Consider the following 19,893-nt stretch of genomic DNA (forward strand, 5'->3'; position numbering starts at 1 on the left):
TGTGCTCATGCGGCATCGTTCCTTTCTCCAAGGGGGACCAGGGCGACGCGCAGACCGAGGGCCCGCGCGTGCTGGTCAAGCTCGGCCAAGCACGGGGAAGCTCGGCCGATTTCGCGGAAGCAGATCGCGCTTTCGGAGACGAACAGGCGCCGCGCGAGCGCGCCCTGGGTGACGCCGAGCTCGCGCCGCCGGCGGGCGAGCGCGGCCATGACCGGGTGCGGTGCACGCCTCATGCCGTCGCCGCCATGATCGGCATCAGGGCGAGCGCGTAGCCGGCCGCGCCGAGGTGCTGCCTCGCGGTGGTGAGCCGGGTTCGGGGGCCCGCGTGACGCTCCGCAGAGACCACGGCCGCCGGGGTGACGTACAGGCAGGCGGCCACGTCCGCCTGCGTCAGGCCCGTCGCACGGCGCAGTGCTCCCAGGCGGGGGACGATGTCCAGCAGGTCACCCTGAACCTGGGTGCCCCGGGTGACGATGACACGTCGGCCGACCGTGGTCGCGTATCCGCAGACGTGGCCGACATTGGGGACCATGCCCCCGGATTCCCAGGCACTCACCACGCTGGGTCCGGCCGAGGCGCCGAGGCGCAGCATCTTCGCGATCTGCTGCTGCTGGATTCCGGCTGCCCGGCGGGCAGCGGCGAGTTCGGAGATGAGGGGGATCATCCGGCTGCCCCCGTGGGATCCAGCTCGATGACGAGCAGATGTAACTGTCCGCCGCGGATGGTCTCGCCTATCCGCATGTCCGGGCCGAGCAGGTAATCGTCGCTGTCGTCTGGCAGCATGCCTGCGTCCACGGCGCCGTCGATCGCGGCTTTGAACGAGGGGTACAGGTTGCCGACGTCGCGACGGCGCTTGGTGGGTGGGCAGAAGATGCCGAAGATGTGGGCGCACCGCAGCGCAGGCACCCGGGCCTCCTCGGTGGCTTTCCGTGCTTCCTCGCGGATCGCTGCGGTCAGCTTTGCTTTCGGCGCATGGTGGAGGCGCTGATTTGCGTTGAGGAGTGGGGTTCCTGCGGGCAGGCTGATCGTCCAGGTGCGGCCAGTCGGCGCGGCGAGCATGCCGCTCCAACTGGCTTCGGCGAGCAGGGAAGCGGCGAGGTCAGCCACGGCTGGCCTCCGCAGTCTTCTCGGCGGCACGCAGCACAGACCATGCGGTGAGGATCAGCGCGTCAACGATCAGCCAGGCGATCAGGACGGACACCCACACAGGCGGGGTGACGACCACGGGGGACCCAGCCAGGTAGGCGGCGGCGTAGACGGCGAGGAGGGTGCAGACACCGGTGATGGTGGCGTGGATCCACCAGCCGCGGCGGGCCGCCGCCACTCCGAGGAGGGCGGCGGCCAACGCGATCAGAAGAGTGAGGGAGACGACCATCACGAGGTCTCTCCCTGCTTGGTCACGCTGGTCGGGGTGTACGGCTGGAACGGGGCCCGCTCCGTGTAAGGCCGGGGGAGACTCGGCGTCGGGCCGGGCTCGCCGACCTCGCAGCGGCCGATGCCGTGCACCACGCCGGGCGTCCCGGGCAGCCCGCAGTCGCACCAGCCGGGCCCGTGGGTCGCTCGATCCTCGGCGACCAGCTCGGCCGACGGCGTCGGGTCGGCGTGCGCCTCGGCGTACGCGAGAAGCGCGGTATACCCGGCGAGTTCGGCGCGCGACGCGGTCACGGCAGCCTCGTCGAGGGTGACCTGCTCCTGGCAGGCGCGAACCTTGCCGAGCAGGTCAACAATGATCATTGGGGGGAACATCAGGCCTCCGAGGTGTGATGGGATGAAGTCGCTGCCTTCGGGTGCTCGGCCGGCGTCCGGTTCTACGCGGTGCGGCGCAGCTGCTCGCGCTCGGCCTTCGCTGCCCGCGCCTTGCGGACGCCCTTGGCGCGCAGCTCCCGCATGTAGAGGCTGTATGCCTTTTTCGCGGCCTTCTCGATGTCGTCCTCGCGGACCTGGCCCTCGTCGGTGATCTTCTTCACCCAATAGCCGAGGGACACCGGCGATGCTGCGCGTGCCGCCTCAGTCCGGGCCGACCAGTTGGGTGTACGGGCCCAAGAGATATCAACTGCCTTGCGCGCAGCCTCGCTGCGCTGCTGCGGGGTGGAGGCCATCAACCCACCTGCTTCTCAGGCCTGACGAACGCTTCGTAGCTTTCGACGGTGATCCGCCACCGGCCTTGCTGCGAGTCGTGGGTTTTCGTGCCGACCAGGTCGCCCCGGCCGATCATCCGTAGCGCGGTCCCTCGGGACACGCGTAGGCCTTTCATCACCTCAGGCAATGTCATGTGTTGCTGCATGAAAACCTCGGTTCGATGGTGCTCCGTGGTGCATCGTGCGAAATGAAACTACATCACAGTGCATCGCAGTGCAAGATCGGACATTCGGTCATGCCTGGTCAAGCGGTTTGTCAGTGATTTAAATGATCGGAGTGTGCCCGATATCGAGCATCGTGGTACAACGTGAAGCATGAGCGAGGGAGCAGCCACCCCCCCGGCGCGCGCACTGTGGGAGCGCGTCATAAACGAGATGAACATCCGCGGCTGGACGAAGATCGAGCTAGCCGCGCAAACCGGCCTCGGCCGCAACACGGTCGACCTGATGAAGACCAACCGCCGGCCACCGCTGGCGAGAACGGTCAACAAGCTGGCCGACGTCCTCGACATCCCGCGGAAAGAGGCCTACCGGCTGGCCGGCCTGGATCCGTCGGAGGCCCCCGAAAGGGAAGCTTCAGAGGAAGAAATCGCATTAAATGCGACAGATGCTGACATCGAACGCTTGGAAGAACTGCTAGCCGGGGTTTCAGAACGACGCCGAAGACGACTTGAGCAGATCCGCGATGAGGAGCGAGAACGGTTCAACCGTCAGCTCGCCCAGGCGCGGGAGGACTACAGGCGCTCGATCCAGCGCATTGAGGAAGAAATTCAATGGGAGATAGAGCATGGCCGAAAGCCGCTATCCAGAGACGACGACGACGACACGGAGGGAGAGAGAACTGTCACGCCCAGTGTGCACGCTCAATCACGATAGTGCTACGTGGGGCGAGCGTCTCGCTTTGAGGCGTTTAGCGGATCGTGCGCGATTTGTGTCAACCAGAGGGTTTCGCGGTGCGTGTAACAGTGCATCATTCAACGATGCACACCGCATGAACACGCACCAAGAGACTACTAAGGGGCTCAATGTCGCGCCTGCTCATACCCGCTGTCATTCTCTTGTGGGCTGCAAACGTCGCATACGTCCTGCTCGACATCCTGTTCACCTCCCCCATACCCCACAGCACTCAGCCGTTGATGGTGCTGGGTGCTATCACTGCCACCATCCTCTTGATCATCACGCACCGAGGCGAAGAGTACCGCATCGGTTACCGCCAGGGTCGTGTAGACGCAGACCGCGAGCGATACGACCAGGAGCGCTCACAGCAGAGCAGCCAGGATTCCGAACGCGTCTAGCGCCACCACCCCAGCCACGCGGGCGCGTGGCCGTTCCCCGCAACGGGTCTGCGTGATCAGTGACACGACAGACCCGACGCGGGGTTTTCTTTTGCTCAGATGCGATCCCCCAGGGCTAAGCGCGCATGCTCCTCACGGGCACGCTCTCCCGCAAGCTCCTCGGTGTAGTGGCGCAGCATCGCTTCACTCTGCCAGCCGGCCACTTCCATCGCCCCGCGGGCGCTCCCGCCGGCCTTCAGGTGTTCGTGGGCGAACGTCGCCCGGAACCGGTGCGGGTGCACGTCGGCAACGCCTGCCTGTTCGCCGCGGCGCTCCACCATCTCCCGGATCCCGTCCTCGGTGAAATGGGGAGACCTGCGGCTGACCCACAACCATTTCGAATCCGCGAACGTGTGACTCTTGCGAACGCGTAGATACCTGTCCAACGCCTGCGCGGTTCGGCTGCCGAACGGCGCCAGGTGTTCGCGGCCGCCCTTGAGTCGGATACGCAACGTGCGCCCCTTCAGGTCGAGGCCGGCCAGCAACGCCCCGCTCATGCCGCCGACGCGCATGCCAGTGTCATTGAACAGCCGAACGATCGCCGTGTCTCTGCGGTCGTCGAATCCGGGCCCCTTGCATCCGCTCAGCATCGCCCGGATCTCGTCGTCGGACAGATACTTGCTGGCCTTCGCGTGCACCTGCGGCTTGTCGGCCTTGAGCACGGGCGAGGCGCTGCTGCGCTCCTCTTCAGCGATCAGCCAGCCCCAGAACACGCCGAGGTTCGCGTGATGGGTTTTCGCGGTGGCCGCACTGGCGCGATCCCTCTCGGCCACCAGGAACGCGCGTACATGCTCGGGGCGGACGCGTTCGGCGTCGGTGGGCGACCCATGCTCGGCTAGCCATCGCGTGAGCGCGCGGGCACTGCGCAGGTAGGTGCGGATCGTGTGGGGCGATTTGTTGGCTGCCTCCAGCGCCAGCTGCCAGGAGTCGATGAGCGGCTCTAGTTCGGCGCCTGGGGGGACGTCAGGCGTAGGTCGGCGGGCCGGTTTCTTGTGGGGGCGCTGGGCGCGTGGGGCGAACGCGACGACGTTGTCGGGGGCTGGCTCGGGCATGGCTCTCCTGTCCGCTCGGGTTATCACCCAGGGCGGCGATTATCAGGCGAGCCAACTAAGTACGCATGCGAGATTAGGCAGTGAACGACTGTATTGGCAGGTCAGCGCACTGATCGCGTTCTTAGTTGGCTCCTGATAAATCGTGATTATCCGGCCAGAGTCTTGAGCGTCGCGACGCCTCCCGGATCGGCGCCGGTCGCCACGGGAACCAGGGCCACCTCCTCCACGCCCGCCTCGGCGTAGGCGTCGAGGCGCTCGCGCGATGCGATCCGGCCGCTCCCGCGTGGCGGCCTCACGCGTTCGCGCCCTTGAGCTGGTCCGCGCGCACCCAGGTGGCGTGGAAGCCGAGCGGCACCCGCTGGGGGAGGAGGATCCTGGCCACCGGCCCGGCGCTCAGGTTCGCCGCGTGCAGGACCTGCACCTCGGAGAGGCCCTCACGCTCGTCGGTGACGAAGCTGACCAGGTAGCCGTCCTCCTCGGCGGTGGCGCCGTCGCGCGGGGCGAACGGGGCCTCGCTGCCGTAGCGGTGCTCGCCGTAGCGGTAGGTCTCCTTGGCGCCCGTCACGTTGTCGTAGCGGACCAGGCCGTCGAAGAGGTTGGTGTCGGCGTCCTTGACCGAGACGTTGTAGGCGTAGCGGGACCGGTGGCCGGTCCGGCGGACGTCGATCGACGGGAATTCGGTGTTGTGGTCGGGATCGACGAACTCCTCGTTGGTGCGGCCGGTGCGCAGGTCGAACCGGTAGCGGTACATCCGCGCGTCGAGCTTGAGGTAAGAGATCATCCGCGCCAGCGGGCTGCCGCTGCCCGCGGGCGCGGGCCGCGACACCCGGCACACGTCCATGACGATCTCCTCGCCCTCCTCCCACGCGTTGACGACGTGGTAGATGTAGCAGGGCTTCGCCTCGAACCAGCGGATCTCGTGCGCCTGGCCGCGGCGGGGGAGGATCCCGAAGCGCGAGGGCGTTTCCCGGTCGAAGGTCAGCTTGTAGCGGCCCTGCCGGGCGGCGTCCATGTCCTGGTAGAGGGGCAGGTCCATGAGGATCGCGTGGTCGGCGGTGATCGCCATGTCGTGCGGCAGCCGCGCCCCGGGCAGGTCCAGCTCCACGCAGTGTTCGACCCGGCCGCCGGCGCCGACCACCCCATAGCGCAGGTACGGCCTGCGGGGCCCGTAGTCGAACCAGAACAGCTCCCCGGTCCGCTCGTCCACCTTGGGGTGCGCCATGAAGTCGCCGGTCAACGTGTCGAGGAAGGTCTCCACGCCCAGCGTCTCCAGGCTGAGGGGGTCCATGCCGTACGGCGAGCCGCACAGGTACCAGGTCGTGAGGACCCTGCCGCGGTGGAAGATCACGTCGGTGTTGGCCGAGTCCTTGAGGCCGAGCCCGCGGGTGTTGCCGAACGGGTTGCCCTTGGGGTTCTCCATGACGCCGGTCCACAGCGACCGCCCGGCGACCGACTCCGCCTCGAAGGCGCGGGTCCTGACGTACCGGTTGCGGTAACGGGCCCGGCCGTTCTCGAAGTGCACGGCGTGCACCATGCCGTCTCCGTCGAACCAGTGGTAGCGCCCCTTCATCGGGTGGCGCGGGTTCGGTCCGTTGCGCAGGTAGACGCCGTTGAGGTCCTTCGGGATCTCCCCTATGACCGTGAGGTTCTCGGCCGTGATCTCGTCTCGCACCGGGGCGTGGACGCCCATCAGATAGGGGTTCGGTTCGCCTGACTCGTCGATGACCATCACAGGTTCCGCCATATCCGGGAAGCTATGATAAAAGAAGTCAGCTGGTCAATGGCTGTTCCGTCAGGATCGCCCCGGTGCGCGGCCGAACTATTCAAGGCAAGATCAAGTTGGTTAGTTTGGCGGTTTCACAGGCGGATTCGATCGAGCACCGGAGGACGGGTCGTGAGCGGCACCGAGCGGGGGGCGGCGCGGGCTGAGCTCAGTGCGATCGGCCAGGCACTGGCGATCCTGGGGGATCGCTGGGTGCTGCTCATCCTGCAGAGGGCGTTCCTGCTGCGCATCCGGACCTTCGCCGGGTGGCGCGACGCGCTGGGCATCTCCGAGTCGGTGCTCGCGGCCAGACTCAAGGAGCTGGTCAGCCACGAGATCTTCGAGTTGGCGGCCTACCGGAACGGGCGCACGCGCTACGAGTACCGGCTGACGGAGCGGGGGCTGCGCCTGTGGTCGTTGCTGGTGGCCATTCACTCGTGGGAACGAGACTGGACGGACCGGGGGCTGCCGCCGCTCCTGCACGAGCTGTGCGGCGCCGACGCCACGCCGTACCTCGGGTGCGGCGCGTGCCGGCGGCCGATGAGCGCCCGCGACACCCGCACCGAGCCCGGCCCGCTGGCCACGTTCGCCCGGATCGGCCCACCTCGCCAGCACCGCCGCACGGTGCGTCCCGGCGCCACGCCGGACCTGATCGGCTACTGCCCGGACTCGATGGAGATCCTCGGCGACCGCTGGAGCACCACCGTCCTGGCCGCGGCATTCCTCGGCACCCGCCGCTTCGTCGACTTCCAGTCGGGCCTGGGCATCGCCCCCTCGGTCCTCACCGACCGCCTGCGCCGCTTCGTCGAGCTCGACGTCTTCGACCCGCGGCCCGACGGCTCCTACCGCCTCACCGACAAGGGCCTGGCCTTCTTCGAGGTCTTCGCCTTCCTGGTCGACTGGGCCCAGCGGGAACTCCCCGCCCCCCAGGGCTCCGCCCTGGCCATCACCCACCGCCCCTGCGGCGCCGCCCTCGACCCCGTCCTGCTCTGTACGGCCTGCGGTCAGGCGCTGCACCGCCGCGAGGTCCGCTTCTCCCTGGTCAGCCCGCCCGGCTGAGGGCGTCGAGGACCCATCCGCCGGCGCGCAGCGCGCCCTGACGGGTGTCGCCCCGGGGGTCGCTCTCGCCGCCCCGCTGATACTGGACGATCACCACGAGATTGGCCGCGCGGAAGACCACCCCGGTGTAGTAGGTGAGCTTGTTCGTGGCCTCCACGGTGTAGGCCTCCGCGCCGATTCCGGGAAGGGGCGTCGCGGGCCGGGTCGCGATCACCGGCAGGCCCGCCGCCGACGTGGCCGGGGCGCTTTCCTGCTTGAAGAAGCGCGTGAAGTCGGCATGCGCCTTCTCTCCGGAGGAGGAGCGTATGACCTGGATCCAGAGCCGGTAACGCATGCTCTGAGGCTGGCCCGTGTCGGCGCTGTCCCAGGAGCACCGGCCGGCCTCCTCCTTCGACGGGCCGGTGTCCAAGAACAGCTCGGCCGCCTGCTCCGGCGAGATCACGGCGCAGGGATCGGGGGCCTTACCGAAGGAGGCGGGAAGCGGACGCGGCGCGGCCGTCGGGGCCGGATCCGAGAAAAGCGGCCGGAGCCAGAAGGCGGCGCCCGCCGCGACGGCGACGGCGGCCGTGGCGGCCACGGCGATGATGAGCGGCCTGCGCCGGGAGACGGCCGGCTTGGGAGCGATCCTCTCCAGGGACAGGCGGACCGAGGTGGCGTCGGGGCGGTGCGCGGGATCGGCTGCCAGCAGGCCTTCCACCAGTGGGGCCAGCGGGCCGGAACCGGTCGGGCCGTCAGCGGCGGGGGCGAGAGCGGCGACGGGTGTTCCGTCCGGCATGTGCGGGATGGTCTGGGAGCCGGTGTGCGGCGCCCGGCCCTCGACGGCGGTGAACAGGGTGGCGCCCAGGTCTCGCAGGTCTCGCAGGTCGCGGGTGGGAACGGGGGCCGCCACGCCGGTCAGCACCACCCGGCCGTCGGAGGCCAGCAGCACCGTGTCGGGAGTGGCGGCGAGGTGGATGCCCCGCTCGTGGGCGGCGGTCAGCGTGTCCAGCACCCGCAGGCCCACCTCGGCCGCGCGCTCGGAGGAGAGCGGGCCGTCGGAGCGGACGGTCTGGAGCAGCGAACGGCCCTCGACCGCCTCCAGGACCAGCCACATCCGATCCGGAGCGGAGATCACGTCGTGGAGGGTGACGACACCGGGATGCCGGAGATCGGCCGCGGCGCGGATCTGACCGAGGAGCCAGTCGCGGTGCGGGCTCGGGGGCGGCAGCCGTACCTCGGCGATCGTGACGTCGCGATTGAGCAACTCGTCGCGGGACCGCCAGGTGGCGCCCGCGCGGTCGAGACGTTCCAGCAGCCGGTATCGCCCGGCGAGCAGACTGGGATCGGTCATGCCGGTCGCTCCGGGAGGAGATCGGGGACATCGGGGGACAGGGACGCGTCAGTCACGGCTGTTGAGCTCCTCGGCGACCTGGCGCGCGGTGTGCAGGGCCTGTCTGCGCAGCTCCGTACCGGCGCGTTCACCCTTCTCCGACACGCTGACCTCGATCAGCAGGTTGCTCACCCGGAAGCGGATGACGGAGCTGACCCGCTCCAGGGAGACGAGATCGTAGGAGAACGCCTCCGCCCCGACCCGGCCCACGTTCCTCGGCGGGCCGACGGAGCCGAGCGGGTTCGTCCCCTCGTCGGCCTTCGTCTTCGTGCGCTCGGCGGCGAAGAACTCATGGGCCGCCTCGGGGCCGGCCTTTCCCGGCACGGCCGCCTGGTGGGTGAGGGAGACGCGTAGCCGGCGCACGTCCGCCGGCCCCTCCCAACTGCAGTAGGCCTCCCGGTCCTGGCCGGCCTTCATGCTCATCGGAGTCGCGTTCGGCACCACGGCCCGGCTCTGGGGCTCGGTCAGCAGGGTGCACGGGTCGGGGGCGGCGGTGAACCGCCCGGCCCGCGGGTCGGGAGCGGCGGGAGAGGCCGCGGGGTCGGCGGAACCGCCCGAGACCGTTACGAACGCCACGGCGGCCGTGGCCGCCACCGCCGCGGCCACTCCCGCCCCGATGAGCCATCCGGTACGGCGGGGCCGGGCGGGAGCCGTCTCCTGCGGCGGGGCCTGCGGGGCGATCGGGCCGGCGGGCAGCCCCTGGGCGACCCGGTGCAGGGCCGTACGGATGACGGCCTCCCCCGGGCGCTCCCGGGCGTCCTTGGTCAGGATGGCGAGCAGGACGGGGGTCAGGTCGTCCGCCCGGGAGGGGCGGGGGACCTGCTCGGTGAGCACCGCGCCGAGGGTGGCGACCGGCACGCCGCGCTGGAACGGGCTCTGCCCCTCGACGGCGGCGTAGAGGGTCACGCCCAGTGACCACAGGTCGGCGGCCGGCCCGTCGCCGGTGCCGCGCAGCCGTTCGGGAGCCATGTAGCCGGGGGAGCCGACCAGCGCGTTCGGCGAGGTGAGCTGAACGTCGCCCTCCAGCGTGGCGATGCCGAAGTCGGTCAGCAGCACCGCGCCGTCGTGGGAGAGCATGATGTTGGCCGGTTTCACGTCGCGATGCATGATGCCCCGGCTGTGCGCCAGGGACAGCGCGTCGAGCACGGCCAGGCCGATCGCGGCCACCCGCCGTGGCGGCAGCGGCCCGTCCTGGCGGATCGCCTGGGCCAGGGAGCGGCCCCGGATCAGGTCCATCACGATCCACGGACGCCCGTCCTGGGCGATGACGTCGTGCACGGCCACGATCGACGGGTGGGTCAGCCGGGCGGCGGCCCGTGCCTCGCGGAGGGTGCGTTCGCGCATCTCGGCTCGCTGCCCCTCGGGGAGGGTCGGGTCGAGCTTGACCTCCTTGATCGCCACCTCGCGGTGGAGCAGCTCGTCCTGGGCTCGCCAGACCACGCCCATTCCGCCCGCGCCAAGCCGTTCGACCGCCCGGTAGCGGCCCGCGAGCACGGGAAGCGGCGGTTCAGCCATCGGTCTTCAGGGACTGGGTGAGCCAGCGGGCGACCTGCTGGGCGCCCGCTGCGATCTTGCCGTCGCCGTCTGCCTTGACGCCGCCCCGCTCGTAGTCGACCTGGGCGATCAGGTTGCCCACCCGGAAGACCACGGTCGCCTTGTAGGAGCCGCCGTAGATGTTGAGCGGGCTGTAGACGCCGGTGACGAAGGCCTCCTCGCCTATCCCCTTCAGGTTCTGGGGCGCGGCGGGCTTGGGGGTGGCGAACTTGCCGTTGTTGACGAAGTCGGTCCTCTTGCCGGACAGATACTCCTTCGCCCGCCCGACTCCGGAGGCGTCCGGCTTCTGGGCGACCAGCCGTACGCGAAGGTCGAACTTCTCCGTGTTGGGCTTGCGCCAGTCGTGCTGGTTGAGCCAGTCGCACGCGCCGGTTTCGACCTCCGAGCTCTTGAACCCGGGGACGACCTGGCCCGCCTGCTTGTCGTCGAGCAGGCTGCAGGCGCGGGGCACCGTGGCGAACAGGCCCTTCCCCCCGGCCACGGGCTCGGCGGGGTCCTCCTGGCCGGAATCGCCGGACGCCGTGGTCAGCAGGACCCCGATGGTGACGGCCATGCCGACGAGCAGGACGCCGGTCAGCGCCACGATCGAGCGGGGCACGAGCACTCCGGCCCGGCGGCCGGAGCGTTCGGTCGGGCCGGTCGGCTCGCCCCGCGGCGCGGAGGCGGGAGCCTCCCGCGGCGTGCCGGAGACCGGGACGAGCTCGCGCGAGGCGGCGGCGGAGGCCCCGGGGGAAGAGGAGGTCTGGAGGACGGGCCGCTGCCCGTGGGGGTCCGGGGGAGCCGACAGGTCGAAGGCGGGCTGGGGCGGCATGGTGTCCGCGGGGTCGAACGCGGGCGGAGGCGGTGGAGGCGTCCCCGGACCGGGTGGAGGCGTCCCCGGACCGGAGGAGGGCGAGGAGGGTTCGGCGGACGTCGCGCCGGAGGGCGCCACCCCCGGTGCGGTCAGCACCGGGGCGATGGGCTCCGGCTCGGAAGGCGCCGGCGACGGCGGGACGGCCGGCGGCGTGCCCGGCAAAAGCGGGGCGGCGGTCCCCGCGCCGATGGGGCCGGACAGCGCGTCGGCGCCGATGGGGCCCGACAGCGCGTCCGGGGAGGGCGCCCCCGAAGGACCGGCCTGCGGGTCGGCCGGTGAGGAGGGCACCGGGGAGGCGGGAGCCTCACCACCGTTGCGGGAGATGTCGAGCAGGGCGTTGCGCAGGGTGCCGGGGTCCGGCCGCTGCGCGGGATCACCGGAGAGCAGCTGGAACAGGATCGGGGCGATCGGCCCCGCGTTGTCGAAGGCGCCGCCGGGCGACGGCGGGCGGCCCTCGACGGCGGTGTAGAGGGTGGCGCCGAGCGACCACAGGTCGGCCGCCGGACCCGTCACGCCTTCGGGGGCGGTGAAGGTCGGGGACCGGAAGGTCGGGGTGCCGAGGATGATCTGGTCGTACGGGCCGAGCAGCACCGAGCCGGGCCGCACGTCGCCGTGGAGCATCCCCTGGTTGTGCACGGCCACGAGCTGGTCCAGCACGGCCAGGCCGACGGTGGCGGCCTGGCGGGGCGCCATCGGCCCGAGCCGCCCGATCACCTGCTCCAGCGAAGACTGCTCCAGTACCGCGGGGCTCAGTGCTCCGGCGAGGGCCGACTCCACGCCGGCGGGCCCGCCGGCGTGCCTGCCCTGCGATCGGGGGACGTCTGGGTGGTTCATCGGGTCGCTTTCTGCTTGTTCAGCGCGTTCGCGAACCAGGTGGCGGCGGTGTGGGCGCCCGCCTGGATCGCGGAGCCGTCCTTGCTGCCGTCCACCACGGTGTAGGTGACGTCGACGACGAGGTTGTCGACGCGGAACACCACGTGGCTCTTCTCAAGCCTGCCGGTCTTGCGGTTCTCGTACAGGTCGTAGCCGAACGCCTCGTCCCCGACGGGCTTGACCTCCAGCGGAGCGGTGACCCGCGCCGAGCGGCTCCCGGCCTTGATGCCCGACCAGCTCCAGGCGGTCTCACCGTTGGGCAGGGTGCCGTTGCGCTGGTTCACGAAGAGCTCGTGCGCCTGGCGAGGGCTCTTGCCCCACTGTTTGTTCGAGCCCGACGGGTAGACCTCAAGGCCGATCCCGGAGGTCGTCCACTGGCAGCCGCCGTCGTTGGTCGGCTGTCCCTCGGTGTTCAGCGCGGGCAGCAGCTGTTTGATCGTGGCCGCGGGGACCAGCTTGCACGGGTTCACCGGGGTGGCGAAGGCGCCCGGCTTCTCGCCGAGCTTCGCCGGCCTGTCGGGGGCCGTGCGACCGGCGGCCAGGTGGGTGACGCCCATGGTCGCCCCGATGACCACCGCGACCACCGCCACCTCGGCGGCGGCCCACAGGGCCGTCCGCCCCCTGCGCGGGGCGGGCGCCGCGGAGTGCGGTGCCGCTTCGGGCCGGCCCGGTACGGCGAGCACGCCCGCCGACGGGGACGGCGCGGCGAGCGCGGGGGCCGGACGGCCGAGGGCGAGCTCCCCGAGCGCCTGGGCGACGGCGTCGAAGGACGGCCGGTCCTCGGGCCGGGAGGCGAGCATGAGCATCAGCAGCGGACCCAGCGTGCCCGCGCGCTCCGGTGGCCTGGCCGGTTCGGTGAGCACCCGGCTGATCGCCGAGATGGGCGTCTCCGCCGGGTGCGGGGGCGTTCCCTCGACGGCGAAGTAGAGCGTGGCCCCCAGGGACCACAGGTCGGAGGCGGGGCCGCCGCGCTCGCCGCGCAGGCGCTCGGGGGCGATGTAGTTGGGCGAGCCGACCAGCCGGCTGGTCGGCTCGGCCGTCGCCTCGTCCTCGACCACGGCGATGCCGAAGTCGGTCAGGACGGCCCGGCCGGTTCTGGTGAGGAAGACGTTGCTCGGTTTGACGTCCCGGTGCACCACCCCGGCGGCGTGCGCGGCCGTGAGCGCGCTGAGGATGCCCACGCCGACCCGGGCCGCCTGGTGCACCGGCAGCGGTTGCCTCTCGCGGACGGTCTGCTCCAGGGAGGCGCCCGACAGCAGCTCCATGACGAGCCAGGGCCGTTCCTGCTCGACGATCACGTCGTGGACGGTCACGATCGACGGATGCTTGAGCCGGGCGGCCAGGTTGGCCTCCTGGAGCGCCGCGGCGCAGATCTCCTGCCGCCGGACGGGATCGAGGTCCGGCGGGAGCCGTACCTCCTTGACCGCCACGTCACGGCCGAGCGTCTCGTCGGCGGCGAGCCAGATCGTGCCCGTCCCGCCCTCGGCGAGGGGATTGAGCAGCCTGTAGCGGCCCGCTAGCACTCGAGTGTCGATCCTGCTCACCCCGTTCAATGTCCCATCGCGGACAGAAACATAGCCACTTAGTGCCTTATGGACCAAAGAATGGCGATCATCGTTCGCCCATTGACCCCTGGCTTCTGTATTCGTAGTGCCACGGGCGCCGCCCCTGGCGCCTGGAGCCACGATGAAGCGCCTGTACACCGAGAGCGGATCGCCCGCTATCTCATGACCGGCGACGTGTTGGGGATCGCCGGGGACGAGGCGACGTATTCGAGGTCGCCGGGGACGAGGAGCGGTACCCGCGCTACGCGGACCGAGCCGGGGACCTGAACATCCGCGGCGGCACGAACATCGGCTCCTACCGGCCGACGGGACGCCGTCCGCGTTCTCGACGGGCGGCAGAGCGGCAGATCAGCGCGGGGCGCCCCACCGCTCGTGGGCGGTCCACAGGCGCCCCCAGAGCTTGGCCCGCTCGGTGGGGGTGACGTCGTCCAGGGGGAGGCCGAACACGTCGGCCAGGATTTCGAAGTAGTCGCGTTCGGTCTCGGCGGTCATGGCGTGCTCGTGGTCGCCGAGGCGGGTCAGGACCAGGCCCCGCAGGATGTCCACCCCGCCCGCGTCGCGTCGCTGGACCGTGGCCACCCGCACGAAACCGGATTCGGGCGAGGTGGACAGGAACTCGTGCATCGCGGCGAACTCCGCCATCTCGGCCGGCTCGGCACGGAAGTCCAGGCCGAGGAAGGTGCCGCGCGGATCGTGGTCGAACCGCCATCCGCCGGGCTCGGCCGGGGAAGGGCGCAGGCCGTAGGCGAAGGGGCCCTGCCGGTAGACGCCCTCCACGAGTGGCAGCGGCTCGTGGAAGCCGTCGCCGAGGCCCTGGTCGACCATCCACCCGCCGCCGGGGTTGTCCTCGGAGGGCAGGCCGGAGACCGTGAGGGAGAGATGGCCGCCGTCGGCGCCCGCCGGGTCCGCGACGCGATGCTGCGGCCCGCCGAGATGGCGGGTCACCTCGTAGCCGAGCGCCTCCAGCAGCAGGGAGAACGCGCCGTTCAGGTGGAAGCAGTAACCGCCGCGGCCGCCGATGATCCGCGCCGCCGACTCCACGGGGTCCACGGTCGTCGGCCGGCCCAGCCAGATCTCCAGGCATTCGTACGGCACGCGCTCCAGGTGTGCCCGGTGCAGCAGACGCAGGGACTCCGCGCTCGGCGGCCCGTCGATCCTGACCCCGATCCTGCGGAGATACGCCGTAACGTCGATCACGTCGTCACCATAACGGCTTACTGTCCGGTTGATATCCGGATGAAATCGCCGATAGTCTGACCACCCCTACGAGCAGGAGGAGGTGAGGAGTAGATGTTCGCCAACCTGGTCATGCGCTCCCGCCTCGGGCGAAAGGCCGCCTGAGACCCGGGAAGCGCACGCTTTCTGGAGTTCCGACTTGTCTGATCTGTTTTTCCGTCCGCTCGAAGCGGGCGAGTTCGACCTGTTCCACAGCTACGGTCCGCGGCCGGCCTCCGGCGTCGGCGCACGTGGCATCCCCTTCGACAAGCTCGGCTATCGGCCGGACTGGCTGTGGGTCGCGCTGCGCGGCGACGAGGTGGTCGCCCGGGCCGCGTTCTGGGGGCCGCCGGGCTCCGAGCACCCCTTCAGCCTCGACTGGTTCGACCCGGGCACCGGCCCGGACCGGATCGAGATCGGCGCGGCCCTGCTGAGGGCCGCCTACGCCGCGCTGGTCACCCCCGAATACTCGTCGCCCGCCGGCGAGCGGCCCGACTTCCACCTGTTCCTGCCGGCCGACTGGCATGAGCGGCCGGACGCCGTCGCCGACGTCGCCGACCGGGTCACGGCGGCCGAGAAGGCCGGGCTGCGCCACTCCGTCGAGCGGCTCAACCTCCGCTGGATCCCCGAGTACGGCCTGCCGCCCAGGTCCACCCGGCTCACCTTCACCCCCGCCGACGACGACGAGGTCGTGGTGGACCTGCTGGCCAGGATCACCGAGGGCAGCCTGGACGCCTGGGACCGGCGGACCCTCGCGGAGAAGGGGGTGAGGGAGACCGCGAAGGGGACCCTGGTCGACGTCGCGGGGTTCCCCGGCGGGCGTGGCCGGTGGCGGCTGGCCCACGACGCCTCCGGCGATCTGGTCGGCATCGTGATGCCCACCCGTAACTCCACGTTCGCGACGATCGGCTACATCGGGGTGGATCCGGCCCACCGGGGCCACGGTTACTCCGACGACCTGGTCGCCGAGACGCTGCACATCTTCACCTCCGAGGGCGAACCCGAGGTGAGGGACTCCACCGACGTGGGCAACACGCCCATGGCGGCCTCGTTCGCCCGGATCGGCTACCGGGTCGTCGGTCGCAGGCTGATCATGATCTGACCCTCCACGGGGCCTCCGCCCAGGCGGGGGCCTCGTCCCGCGTCCCGTCTCGCGGGGCGCGGGAAGCGGGCGGCTGCGCAAAACCTTCACAATTCATCCAGGTCCGTCTGCACAAGCCCCGTCTACGCTGCCGGACATGACAACCCCTCAGCAACGACGTGTCCTCGTGGTGGAGGACGACGAGACGATCGCGCGGGCCGTAGGGCACCGGCTGGCGGCCGAGGGCTTCGACGTCCAGATCGTGGGGGACGGCGAGGGGGCGCTCGCGACCTACGCGAGGACGGGGGCCGACGTGGTGGTGCTCGACCGGCTGCTGCCCGGCCTCGACGGCCTGGAGGTGTGCCGGCGGATGCAGGCGGCCCGGCCGGTTCCCGTGCTCATGCTGACCGCGCTCGTGGAGGAGACCGACCTGCTCGTGGGGCTCGGGGTCGGAGCCGACGACTACATGACCAAGCCGTTCAGCATGCGCGAGCTGGTCGCCCGGGTGCACGCGCTGCTGCGGCGGGTGGAGCGGGCCTCCCAGCTCGCCGTGGTGGACACGGTCATCCGCGCAGGCGAGGTCGAGATCGACACCGCCGAGCGCAGGGTCTACGTGCGCGGCGTCGAGGCCCAGCTGACCCGGACGGAATTCGATCTGCTCTGCCGCCTGGCCGAACGGCCGGGCCAGGTGTTCGAGCGGGAACGGCTGCTGTCCGACATCTGGGGATTCTCCGAGGCCGCCGCCACCCGCACGGTCGACAGCCACGTGCGCGCCCTGCGCCGCAAGCTCGGCCCCGGCGTCGTGCGGACCGTCCACGGAGTGGGCTACGCCCTCGTCCGCCGGTGAACCGGCTTCCGTTTTCGTCACTCGAACATTGGGATGCGCCGACCATTGAGACCCCTCGACTTCCTGGGCCGGATCAAGACCAAGCTCGGCATGGTGATCCTGCTGGCCGTGGCGGCCGCGTTCGTCGTCAACGAGGTAGGCATCAACGCCGGTTACTCGCGCAACGTGCGCGTCGCGGTGGCCGTCGTACTGGCCCTGATCATGGTGCAGCTGCTCGCGCGAGGGATGACCAAACCGCTGCGCGAGATGGCCGCCGCCGCGCAGACCGTCGCCAAGGGAAGCTACGACCTGCGGGTCACCGCGACCTCCCGGGACGAGGTCGGCGAGCTCGCCCGCGCCTTCAACGCGATGGCGACGGACCTGGGCGAGGTGGACCGGCAACGACGCGAGCTGGTGGCCAACGTCAGCCATGAGCTCCGCACGCCGATCACCGCGCTGCGCGCGGTGCTGGAGAACATGGTGGACGGCGTCTCGGCGCCCGACCAGGTGACACTGGAGACGGCTCTGGCCCAGACGGAGCGGCTCGGCCGGCTGGTCGCCCAGCTGCTCGACCTGTCCCGGCTGGAGTCGGGAGCCCGGTTGATCGAGCTTGAGGACGTCGAGCTCGCACCGCTGTGCGATCAGGCGCTGCGTGAGGCCGTGCTGGCCAGGGACGGTGTCACGGCCCGCTGCGAGGTGCCCGGCGAGCTGAGCGTCCGCGCCGATCCCGATCTGCTGGCGCAGGTCCTGGCCAACCTGCTGGACAACGCGGTACGGCACAGCCCGGACGGCGGGGTCGTGATGCTGACGGCGGTCGTCGAGGGAGACGGGGTACGGCTGCGCGTCACGGACGAGGGTCCCGGCATCCCGGCGGAGGACCGGGCACGGGCCTTCGAGCGCTTCTCCCGCCTCGACGCGGGCAGGGCCGCCGACGAGGGAGGAACCGGCCTGGGACTGGCCATCACCAAAGAGATCGTCGAACTCCACGGCGGCTCTGTCCATGTCGAAGAGGGTGTCGGCTGCCGCGTCGTGGTCGATCTCCCCGGAAGGATCACGATGGACGACTCCCCGCACGCACATGATCTCCCCAGACGCTCTCCAGCCGCCGGTGAGCCGTCCGCCGATGAGCCGTCGCCGTCCGGCCCCGAAGAGGCGGAACAGGCGACGGAGCGGACGCCGGTCTCCTCGGCGGAACCGGCGCCGGAACACGTGGGCGCCGCCGCGCCGGCCGTGGCCGGGAGGGAGGAGCCCGTGCCCCTCCCGGCCTTCCCTCCCGCACCCGTGCTCCGCCACACGCCGGCGGTCGTCGGGCGCGCTCCCACCCGCAACTGGGCCGGAGCGCTCGCCGGGGTCTTCGTCGGCGGCCTGCTCGGTCTCCTGTGCGGGGTGGGCGTGGGGATCGTCTTCGCGGTCGTGGAGCCCGCGCTGGGCATGCTGGCGGGCGCCGGTCTCACTCTGGTCGGAGGGTTCGTCGGCACGGTCATCGGCGCCACCGCCTCCGGCGAGACCCGGAACGGTCAGGCACCCGCCGGACACCGCACGGCGCTCTCACCGGCAGCCCCGGTCTCTCCGGGTCTCGCATCCGGGGCCGTGCCGGCAGCCTCGGTCTCTCCGGGTCTCGCATCCGGGGCCGTGCCGGCAGTCTCGGTCTCTCCGGGGTTCGAGCCCGGGGCCGTGCCGGTGGCCGGGGGCGGGGGAGCACCGGCACCGCCCGGAGGATACGTGGCGCCGCCGGTGTTCCCCCGGCCGGATCTGCCGGCCACTCCCCGGTGGGCGGTGCCGGCGTGCGTCGCCGCGGGGCTGCTGGCGGCGCTCGCGCTGCCGGACAGCGCCATGGGGCTGGGATTCGTCCTGGTCGCCGTCGCGATGGGGGCGGCGGTGCTGCCGGCCGCGCGCCGAAGGCTCACCCCCTGGTCGGCGACGTTGGGAGTGATCGCGTACGGCCTGGTCGCGGTCGCGATGTTCAGGGACGCGGACTGGCTCGTCGGACTGCTCCTGCTGGCCGGCTTCCTGCTGGCCGCGCTCGCCCTGTCGGGGGCCGGGCGGGGCTGGCTCGCCGTGGCCAGGGGCGGAGCGTCGGTGGTGCTGGGACTGCTGCCGGTGCCATGGTTCCTGGCGGTTCCGATGAAGGGGGTGCCGCTGCGCAGGCGAATGGTTCCGGTGCTGCTCGGCGGCGGACTGACCGTCGTGTCGGTGGTGGTGTTCGGAGCGCTGTTCGCCTCGGCGGACGCGGTCTTCGCCAAGGCCGTCGAGCGGGTGTTCACCGCGCAGGACTGGGCGGCGTCGCTGCCGTTGAGGATCCTGCTCTTCGCGGTCTTCGCGGTCCTCGTCGCCTCCGCCGTACTGGTGGGCCTGCGGCCCCCGGCCGAACCGAAGGCGCCGAACCTGCGGATCAAGGTGGGCCGCGGTCTCTGGGCGACCCCGCTCACCGCGCTCAACCTGCTGTTCGCCGTGTTCGTGGCGATGCAGCTGACGGTGCTGTTCGGCAGCACCCGGTGGGTGGTGTCGGCGACGGGCCTGACCTACGCCGAGTACGCCCGTTCGGGGTTCTTCCAGCTCGTCGTGGTCAGCGTGTTCGTGCTGGCGATCGTGGCGGTCGCCTCGGGGGCGCTGGAGCTCGCCGGGCGGGACCGGTGGCTGCTGGCCGGGCTGCTCGGCCTGCTCTGCGCGCTGACCATGGTGATCCTGGTCTCCGCGCTGCACCGGCTGGACCTGTACGTCGACGCCTACGGGTTCTCCCGGTTGCGCGCCTCGGTGGAGGCGGCCATCTGGTGGCTGGGCGCCGTCTTCGCGCTGGTTCTGGTGGCCGGCGCGGTACGGCTGACGCGGCGCGGGAACGCCGGGTGGTTCCCGAGGACACTCGTCGTGATGACGGGTGCGGCGCTGCTGGCGTTCGCGGTGTGGAATCCGGATCTGAGGGTCGCGCAGACCCAGCTCACCGTCCGGTCCCTGGAGCAGGTCGATCAGGACTATCTGGGCGATCTGGGAGCGGAGGCCGTACCGGCGCTGGGCCGGTTGCCCGAACCGGCCAGGAGCTGCGTGCTGCGGGACGTGGTCCGGGCCAACGGCCTGGACGCGCCCGATCCCTGGAACGGCTGGAATCTCGCCAGGGAGCAGGCGCGGGAACTGCTGCGGCGGCGACCGGTGCTCGGCGACGTCACCTGCTCCCCGGCTCTCTCGCGACTGGACATTCCCTCCCAGGACTGATCCTT

21 protein-coding genes are annotated in these 19,893 nt (G+C 71.0%); 6 read left to right on the forward strand and 15 right to left on the reverse strand.

Annotated features, from left to right (window positions below; genetic code table 11):
- Window positions 1-5: 5 nt before the first annotated feature.
- From ACQPYK_RS08695 to ACQPYK_RS08725, 7 genes are all read right to left on the reverse strand, one after another.
- Complete coding sequence (locus ACQPYK_RS08695; RefSeq protein ID WP_433252935.1) at window positions 6-233, reverse strand: helix-turn-helix domain-containing protein; 228 nt, start codon at window positions 231-233, stop codon at window positions 6-8.
- Window positions 230-664: a hypothetical protein gene (locus ACQPYK_RS08700; RefSeq protein ID WP_433252938.1), complete on the reverse strand. Its 435-nt coding sequence runs from the start codon at window positions 662-664 to the stop codon at window positions 230-232. The genes ACQPYK_RS08695 and ACQPYK_RS08700 overlap by 4 nt, the downstream gene beginning before the upstream one ends.
- Window positions 661-1,107, reverse strand: a complete 447-nt coding sequence (locus ACQPYK_RS08705) for a hypothetical protein (RefSeq protein WP_433252940.1) — start codon at window positions 1,105-1,107, stop codon at window positions 661-663. Before ACQPYK_RS08705 ends, ACQPYK_RS08700 begins: the two co-directional genes overlap by 4 nt.
- Entirely contained in the window at window positions 1,100-1,378 is a 279-nt protein-coding gene (locus tag ACQPYK_RS08710) for a hypothetical protein (RefSeq protein WP_433252943.1), read from the reverse strand. The genes ACQPYK_RS08705 and ACQPYK_RS08710 overlap by 8 nt, the downstream gene beginning before the upstream one ends.
- The gene (locus tag ACQPYK_RS08715; RefSeq protein WP_433252946.1) at window positions 1,375-1,734 is read right to left on the reverse strand and encodes a hypothetical protein; all 360 of its coding nucleotides are present in this window, start codon (window positions 1,732-1,734) and stop codon (window positions 1,375-1,377) included. Before ACQPYK_RS08715 ends, ACQPYK_RS08710 begins: the two co-directional genes overlap by 4 nt.
- 74 nt (window positions 1,735-1,808) lie before the next feature.
- On the reverse strand, window positions 1,809-1,985 hold the full coding sequence (locus ACQPYK_RS08720) for a hypothetical protein (RefSeq protein ID WP_433252948.1): 177 nt from the start codon (window positions 1,983-1,985) through the stop codon (window positions 1,809-1,811).
- Window positions 1,986-2,098: 113 nt separating this feature from the next.
- Entirely contained in the window at window positions 2,099-2,284 is a 186-nt protein-coding gene (locus ACQPYK_RS08725; protein ID WP_433252951.1) for a helix-turn-helix domain-containing protein, read from the reverse strand.
- A 169-nt stretch (window positions 2,285-2,453) separates the two neighbouring features.
- Here ACQPYK_RS08725 and ACQPYK_RS08730 point away from each other — a divergent pair, with 169 nt between their 5' ends.
- Both ACQPYK_RS08730 and ACQPYK_RS08735 read left to right on the forward strand, forming a co-directional pair.
- Window positions 2,454-3,014 (forward strand): helix-turn-helix domain-containing protein, encoded by a 561-nt coding sequence (locus tag ACQPYK_RS08730; protein ID WP_433252954.1) that lies wholly within the window; start codon window positions 2,454-2,456, stop codon window positions 3,012-3,014.
- A 149-nt stretch (window positions 3,015-3,163) separates the two neighbouring features.
- Window positions 3,164-3,433: a hypothetical protein gene (locus tag ACQPYK_RS08735; RefSeq protein WP_433252957.1), complete on the forward strand. Its 270-nt coding sequence runs from the start codon at window positions 3,164-3,166 to the stop codon at window positions 3,431-3,433.
- A gap of 95 nt (window positions 3,434-3,528) precedes the next feature.
- Here ACQPYK_RS08735 and ACQPYK_RS08740 read toward each other — a convergent pair whose 3' ends face one another.
- The 3 genes from ACQPYK_RS08740 to ACQPYK_RS08750 all read right to left on the reverse strand — a co-directional run bounded on the left by ACQPYK_RS08740 (window position 3,529) and on the right by ACQPYK_RS08750 (window position 6,268).
- The gene (locus ACQPYK_RS08740; RefSeq protein WP_433252960.1) at window positions 3,529-4,524 is read right to left on the reverse strand and encodes a tyrosine-type recombinase/integrase; all 996 of its coding nucleotides are present in this window, start codon (window positions 4,522-4,524) and stop codon (window positions 3,529-3,531) included.
- A gap of 146 nt (window positions 4,525-4,670) precedes the next feature.
- Window positions 4,671-4,820, reverse strand: a complete 150-nt coding sequence (locus ACQPYK_RS08745; protein WP_433252963.1) for a hypothetical protein — start codon at window positions 4,818-4,820, stop codon at window positions 4,671-4,673.
- Complete coding sequence (locus ACQPYK_RS08750; protein ID WP_433252966.1) at window positions 4,817-6,268, reverse strand: carotenoid oxygenase family protein; 1,452 nt, start codon at window positions 6,266-6,268, stop codon at window positions 4,817-4,819. The genes ACQPYK_RS08745 and ACQPYK_RS08750 overlap by 4 nt, the downstream gene beginning before the upstream one ends.
- 150 nt (window positions 6,269-6,418) lie before the next feature.
- Here ACQPYK_RS08750 and ACQPYK_RS08755 point away from each other — a divergent pair, with 150 nt between their 5' ends.
- Complete coding sequence (locus tag ACQPYK_RS08755; RefSeq protein ID WP_433252969.1) at window positions 6,419-7,345, forward strand: winged helix-turn-helix transcriptional regulator; 927 nt, start codon at window positions 6,419-6,421, stop codon at window positions 7,343-7,345.
- Here the strand turns inward: ACQPYK_RS08755 and ACQPYK_RS08760 are convergent.
- From ACQPYK_RS08760 to ACQPYK_RS08780, 5 genes are all read right to left on the reverse strand, one after another.
- Window positions 7,329-8,675, reverse strand: a complete 1,347-nt coding sequence (locus tag ACQPYK_RS08760; protein WP_433252971.1) for a serine/threonine-protein kinase — start codon at window positions 8,673-8,675, stop codon at window positions 7,329-7,331. The genes ACQPYK_RS08755 and ACQPYK_RS08760 overlap by 17 nt on opposite strands.
- Before the next feature lie 48 nt (window positions 8,676-8,723).
- Window positions 8,724-10,229, reverse strand: coding sequence for a serine/threonine-protein kinase (locus tag ACQPYK_RS08765; RefSeq protein ID WP_433252973.1), 1,506 nt, complete (start codon window positions 10,227-10,229; stop codon window positions 8,724-8,726).
- Window positions 10,222-11,955: a hypothetical protein gene (locus tag ACQPYK_RS08770; RefSeq protein ID WP_433252976.1), complete on the reverse strand. Its 1,734-nt coding sequence runs from the start codon at window positions 11,953-11,955 to the stop codon at window positions 10,222-10,224. Before ACQPYK_RS08770 ends, ACQPYK_RS08765 begins: the two co-directional genes overlap by 8 nt.
- A complete protein-coding gene (locus ACQPYK_RS08775) occupies window positions 11,952-13,538 on the reverse strand; it encodes a serine/threonine-protein kinase (RefSeq protein WP_433252979.1) in 1,587 nt (528 codons plus the stop codon). The genes ACQPYK_RS08770 and ACQPYK_RS08775 overlap by 4 nt, the downstream gene beginning before the upstream one ends.
- 369 nt (window positions 13,539-13,907) lie before the next feature.
- Window positions 13,908-14,756: an arylamine N-acetyltransferase family protein gene (locus ACQPYK_RS08780; protein ID WP_433252982.1), complete on the reverse strand. Its 849-nt coding sequence runs from the start codon at window positions 14,754-14,756 to the stop codon at window positions 13,908-13,910.
- A 178-nt stretch (window positions 14,757-14,934) separates the two neighbouring features.
- On the opposite strand from ACQPYK_RS08780, the gene ACQPYK_RS08785 reads away from it, so the two are divergent.
- From ACQPYK_RS08785 to ACQPYK_RS08795, 3 genes are all read left to right on the forward strand, one after another.
- Entirely contained in the window at window positions 14,935-15,876 is a 942-nt protein-coding gene (locus ACQPYK_RS08785; RefSeq protein ID WP_433252985.1) for a GNAT family N-acetyltransferase, read from the forward strand.
- A gap of 136 nt (window positions 15,877-16,012) precedes the next feature.
- Window positions 16,013-16,702, forward strand: a complete 690-nt coding sequence (locus ACQPYK_RS08790) for a response regulator transcription factor (RefSeq protein WP_433252988.1) — start codon at window positions 16,013-16,015, stop codon at window positions 16,700-16,702.
- Between the two features lie 45 nt (window positions 16,703-16,747).
- A complete protein-coding gene (locus ACQPYK_RS08795; protein ID WP_433252990.1) occupies window positions 16,748-19,888 on the forward strand; it encodes a DUF4153 domain-containing protein in 3,141 nt (1,046 codons plus the stop codon).
- Window positions 19,889-19,893: the final 5 nt, after the last annotated feature.

The sequence above is a fragment of the Streptosporangium sp. CA-135522 genome (assembly GCF_050949235.1).
Classification (GTDB): Bacteria; Actinomycetota; Actinomycetes; order Streptosporangiales; family Streptosporangiaceae; genus Streptosporangium.

Coding starts and splice junctions, on each gene's coding strand:
- ACQPYK_RS08695 (WP_433252935.1), bottom strand. CDS start 233: ATGAGGCGTGCACCGCACCCGGTCATGGCCGCGCTCGCCCGCCGGCGG.
- ACQPYK_RS08700 (WP_433252938.1), bottom strand. CDS start 664: ATGATCCCCCTCATCTCCGAACTCGCCGCTGCCCGCCGGGCAGCCGGA.
- ACQPYK_RS08715 (WP_433252946.1), bottom strand. CDS start 1,734: ATGATCATTGTTGACCTGCTCGGCAAGGTTCGCGCCTGCCAGGAGCAG.
- ACQPYK_RS08725 (WP_433252951.1), bottom strand. CDS start 2,284: ATGCAGCAACACATGACATTGCCTGAGGTGATGAAAGGCCTACGCGTG.
- ACQPYK_RS08730 (WP_433252954.1), top strand. CDS start 2,454: ATGAGCGAGGGAGCAGCCACCCCCCCGGCGCGCGCACTGTGGGAGCGC.
- ACQPYK_RS08735 (WP_433252957.1), top strand. CDS start 3,164: ATGTCGCGCCTGCTCATACCCGCTGTCATTCTCTTGTGGGCTGCAAAC.
- ACQPYK_RS08740 (WP_433252960.1), bottom strand. CDS start 4,524: ATGCCCGAGCCAGCCCCCGACAACGTCGTCGCGTTCGCCCCACGCGCC.
- ACQPYK_RS08750 (WP_433252966.1), bottom strand. CDS start 6,268: ATGGCGGAACCTGTGATGGTCATCGACGAGTCAGGCGAACCGAACCCC.
- ACQPYK_RS08760 (WP_433252971.1), bottom strand. CDS start 8,675: ATGACCGATCCCAGTCTGCTCGCCGGGCGATACCGGCTGCTGGAACGT.
- ACQPYK_RS08765 (WP_433252973.1), bottom strand. CDS start 10,229: ATGGCTGAACCGCCGCTTCCCGTGCTCGCGGGCCGCTACCGGGCGGTC.
- ACQPYK_RS08770 (WP_433252976.1), bottom strand. CDS start 11,955: ATGAACCACCCAGACGTCCCCCGATCGCAGGGCAGGCACGCCGGCGGG.
- ACQPYK_RS08790 (WP_433252988.1), top strand. CDS start 16,013: ATGACAACCCCTCAGCAACGACGTGTCCTCGTGGTGGAGGACGACGAG.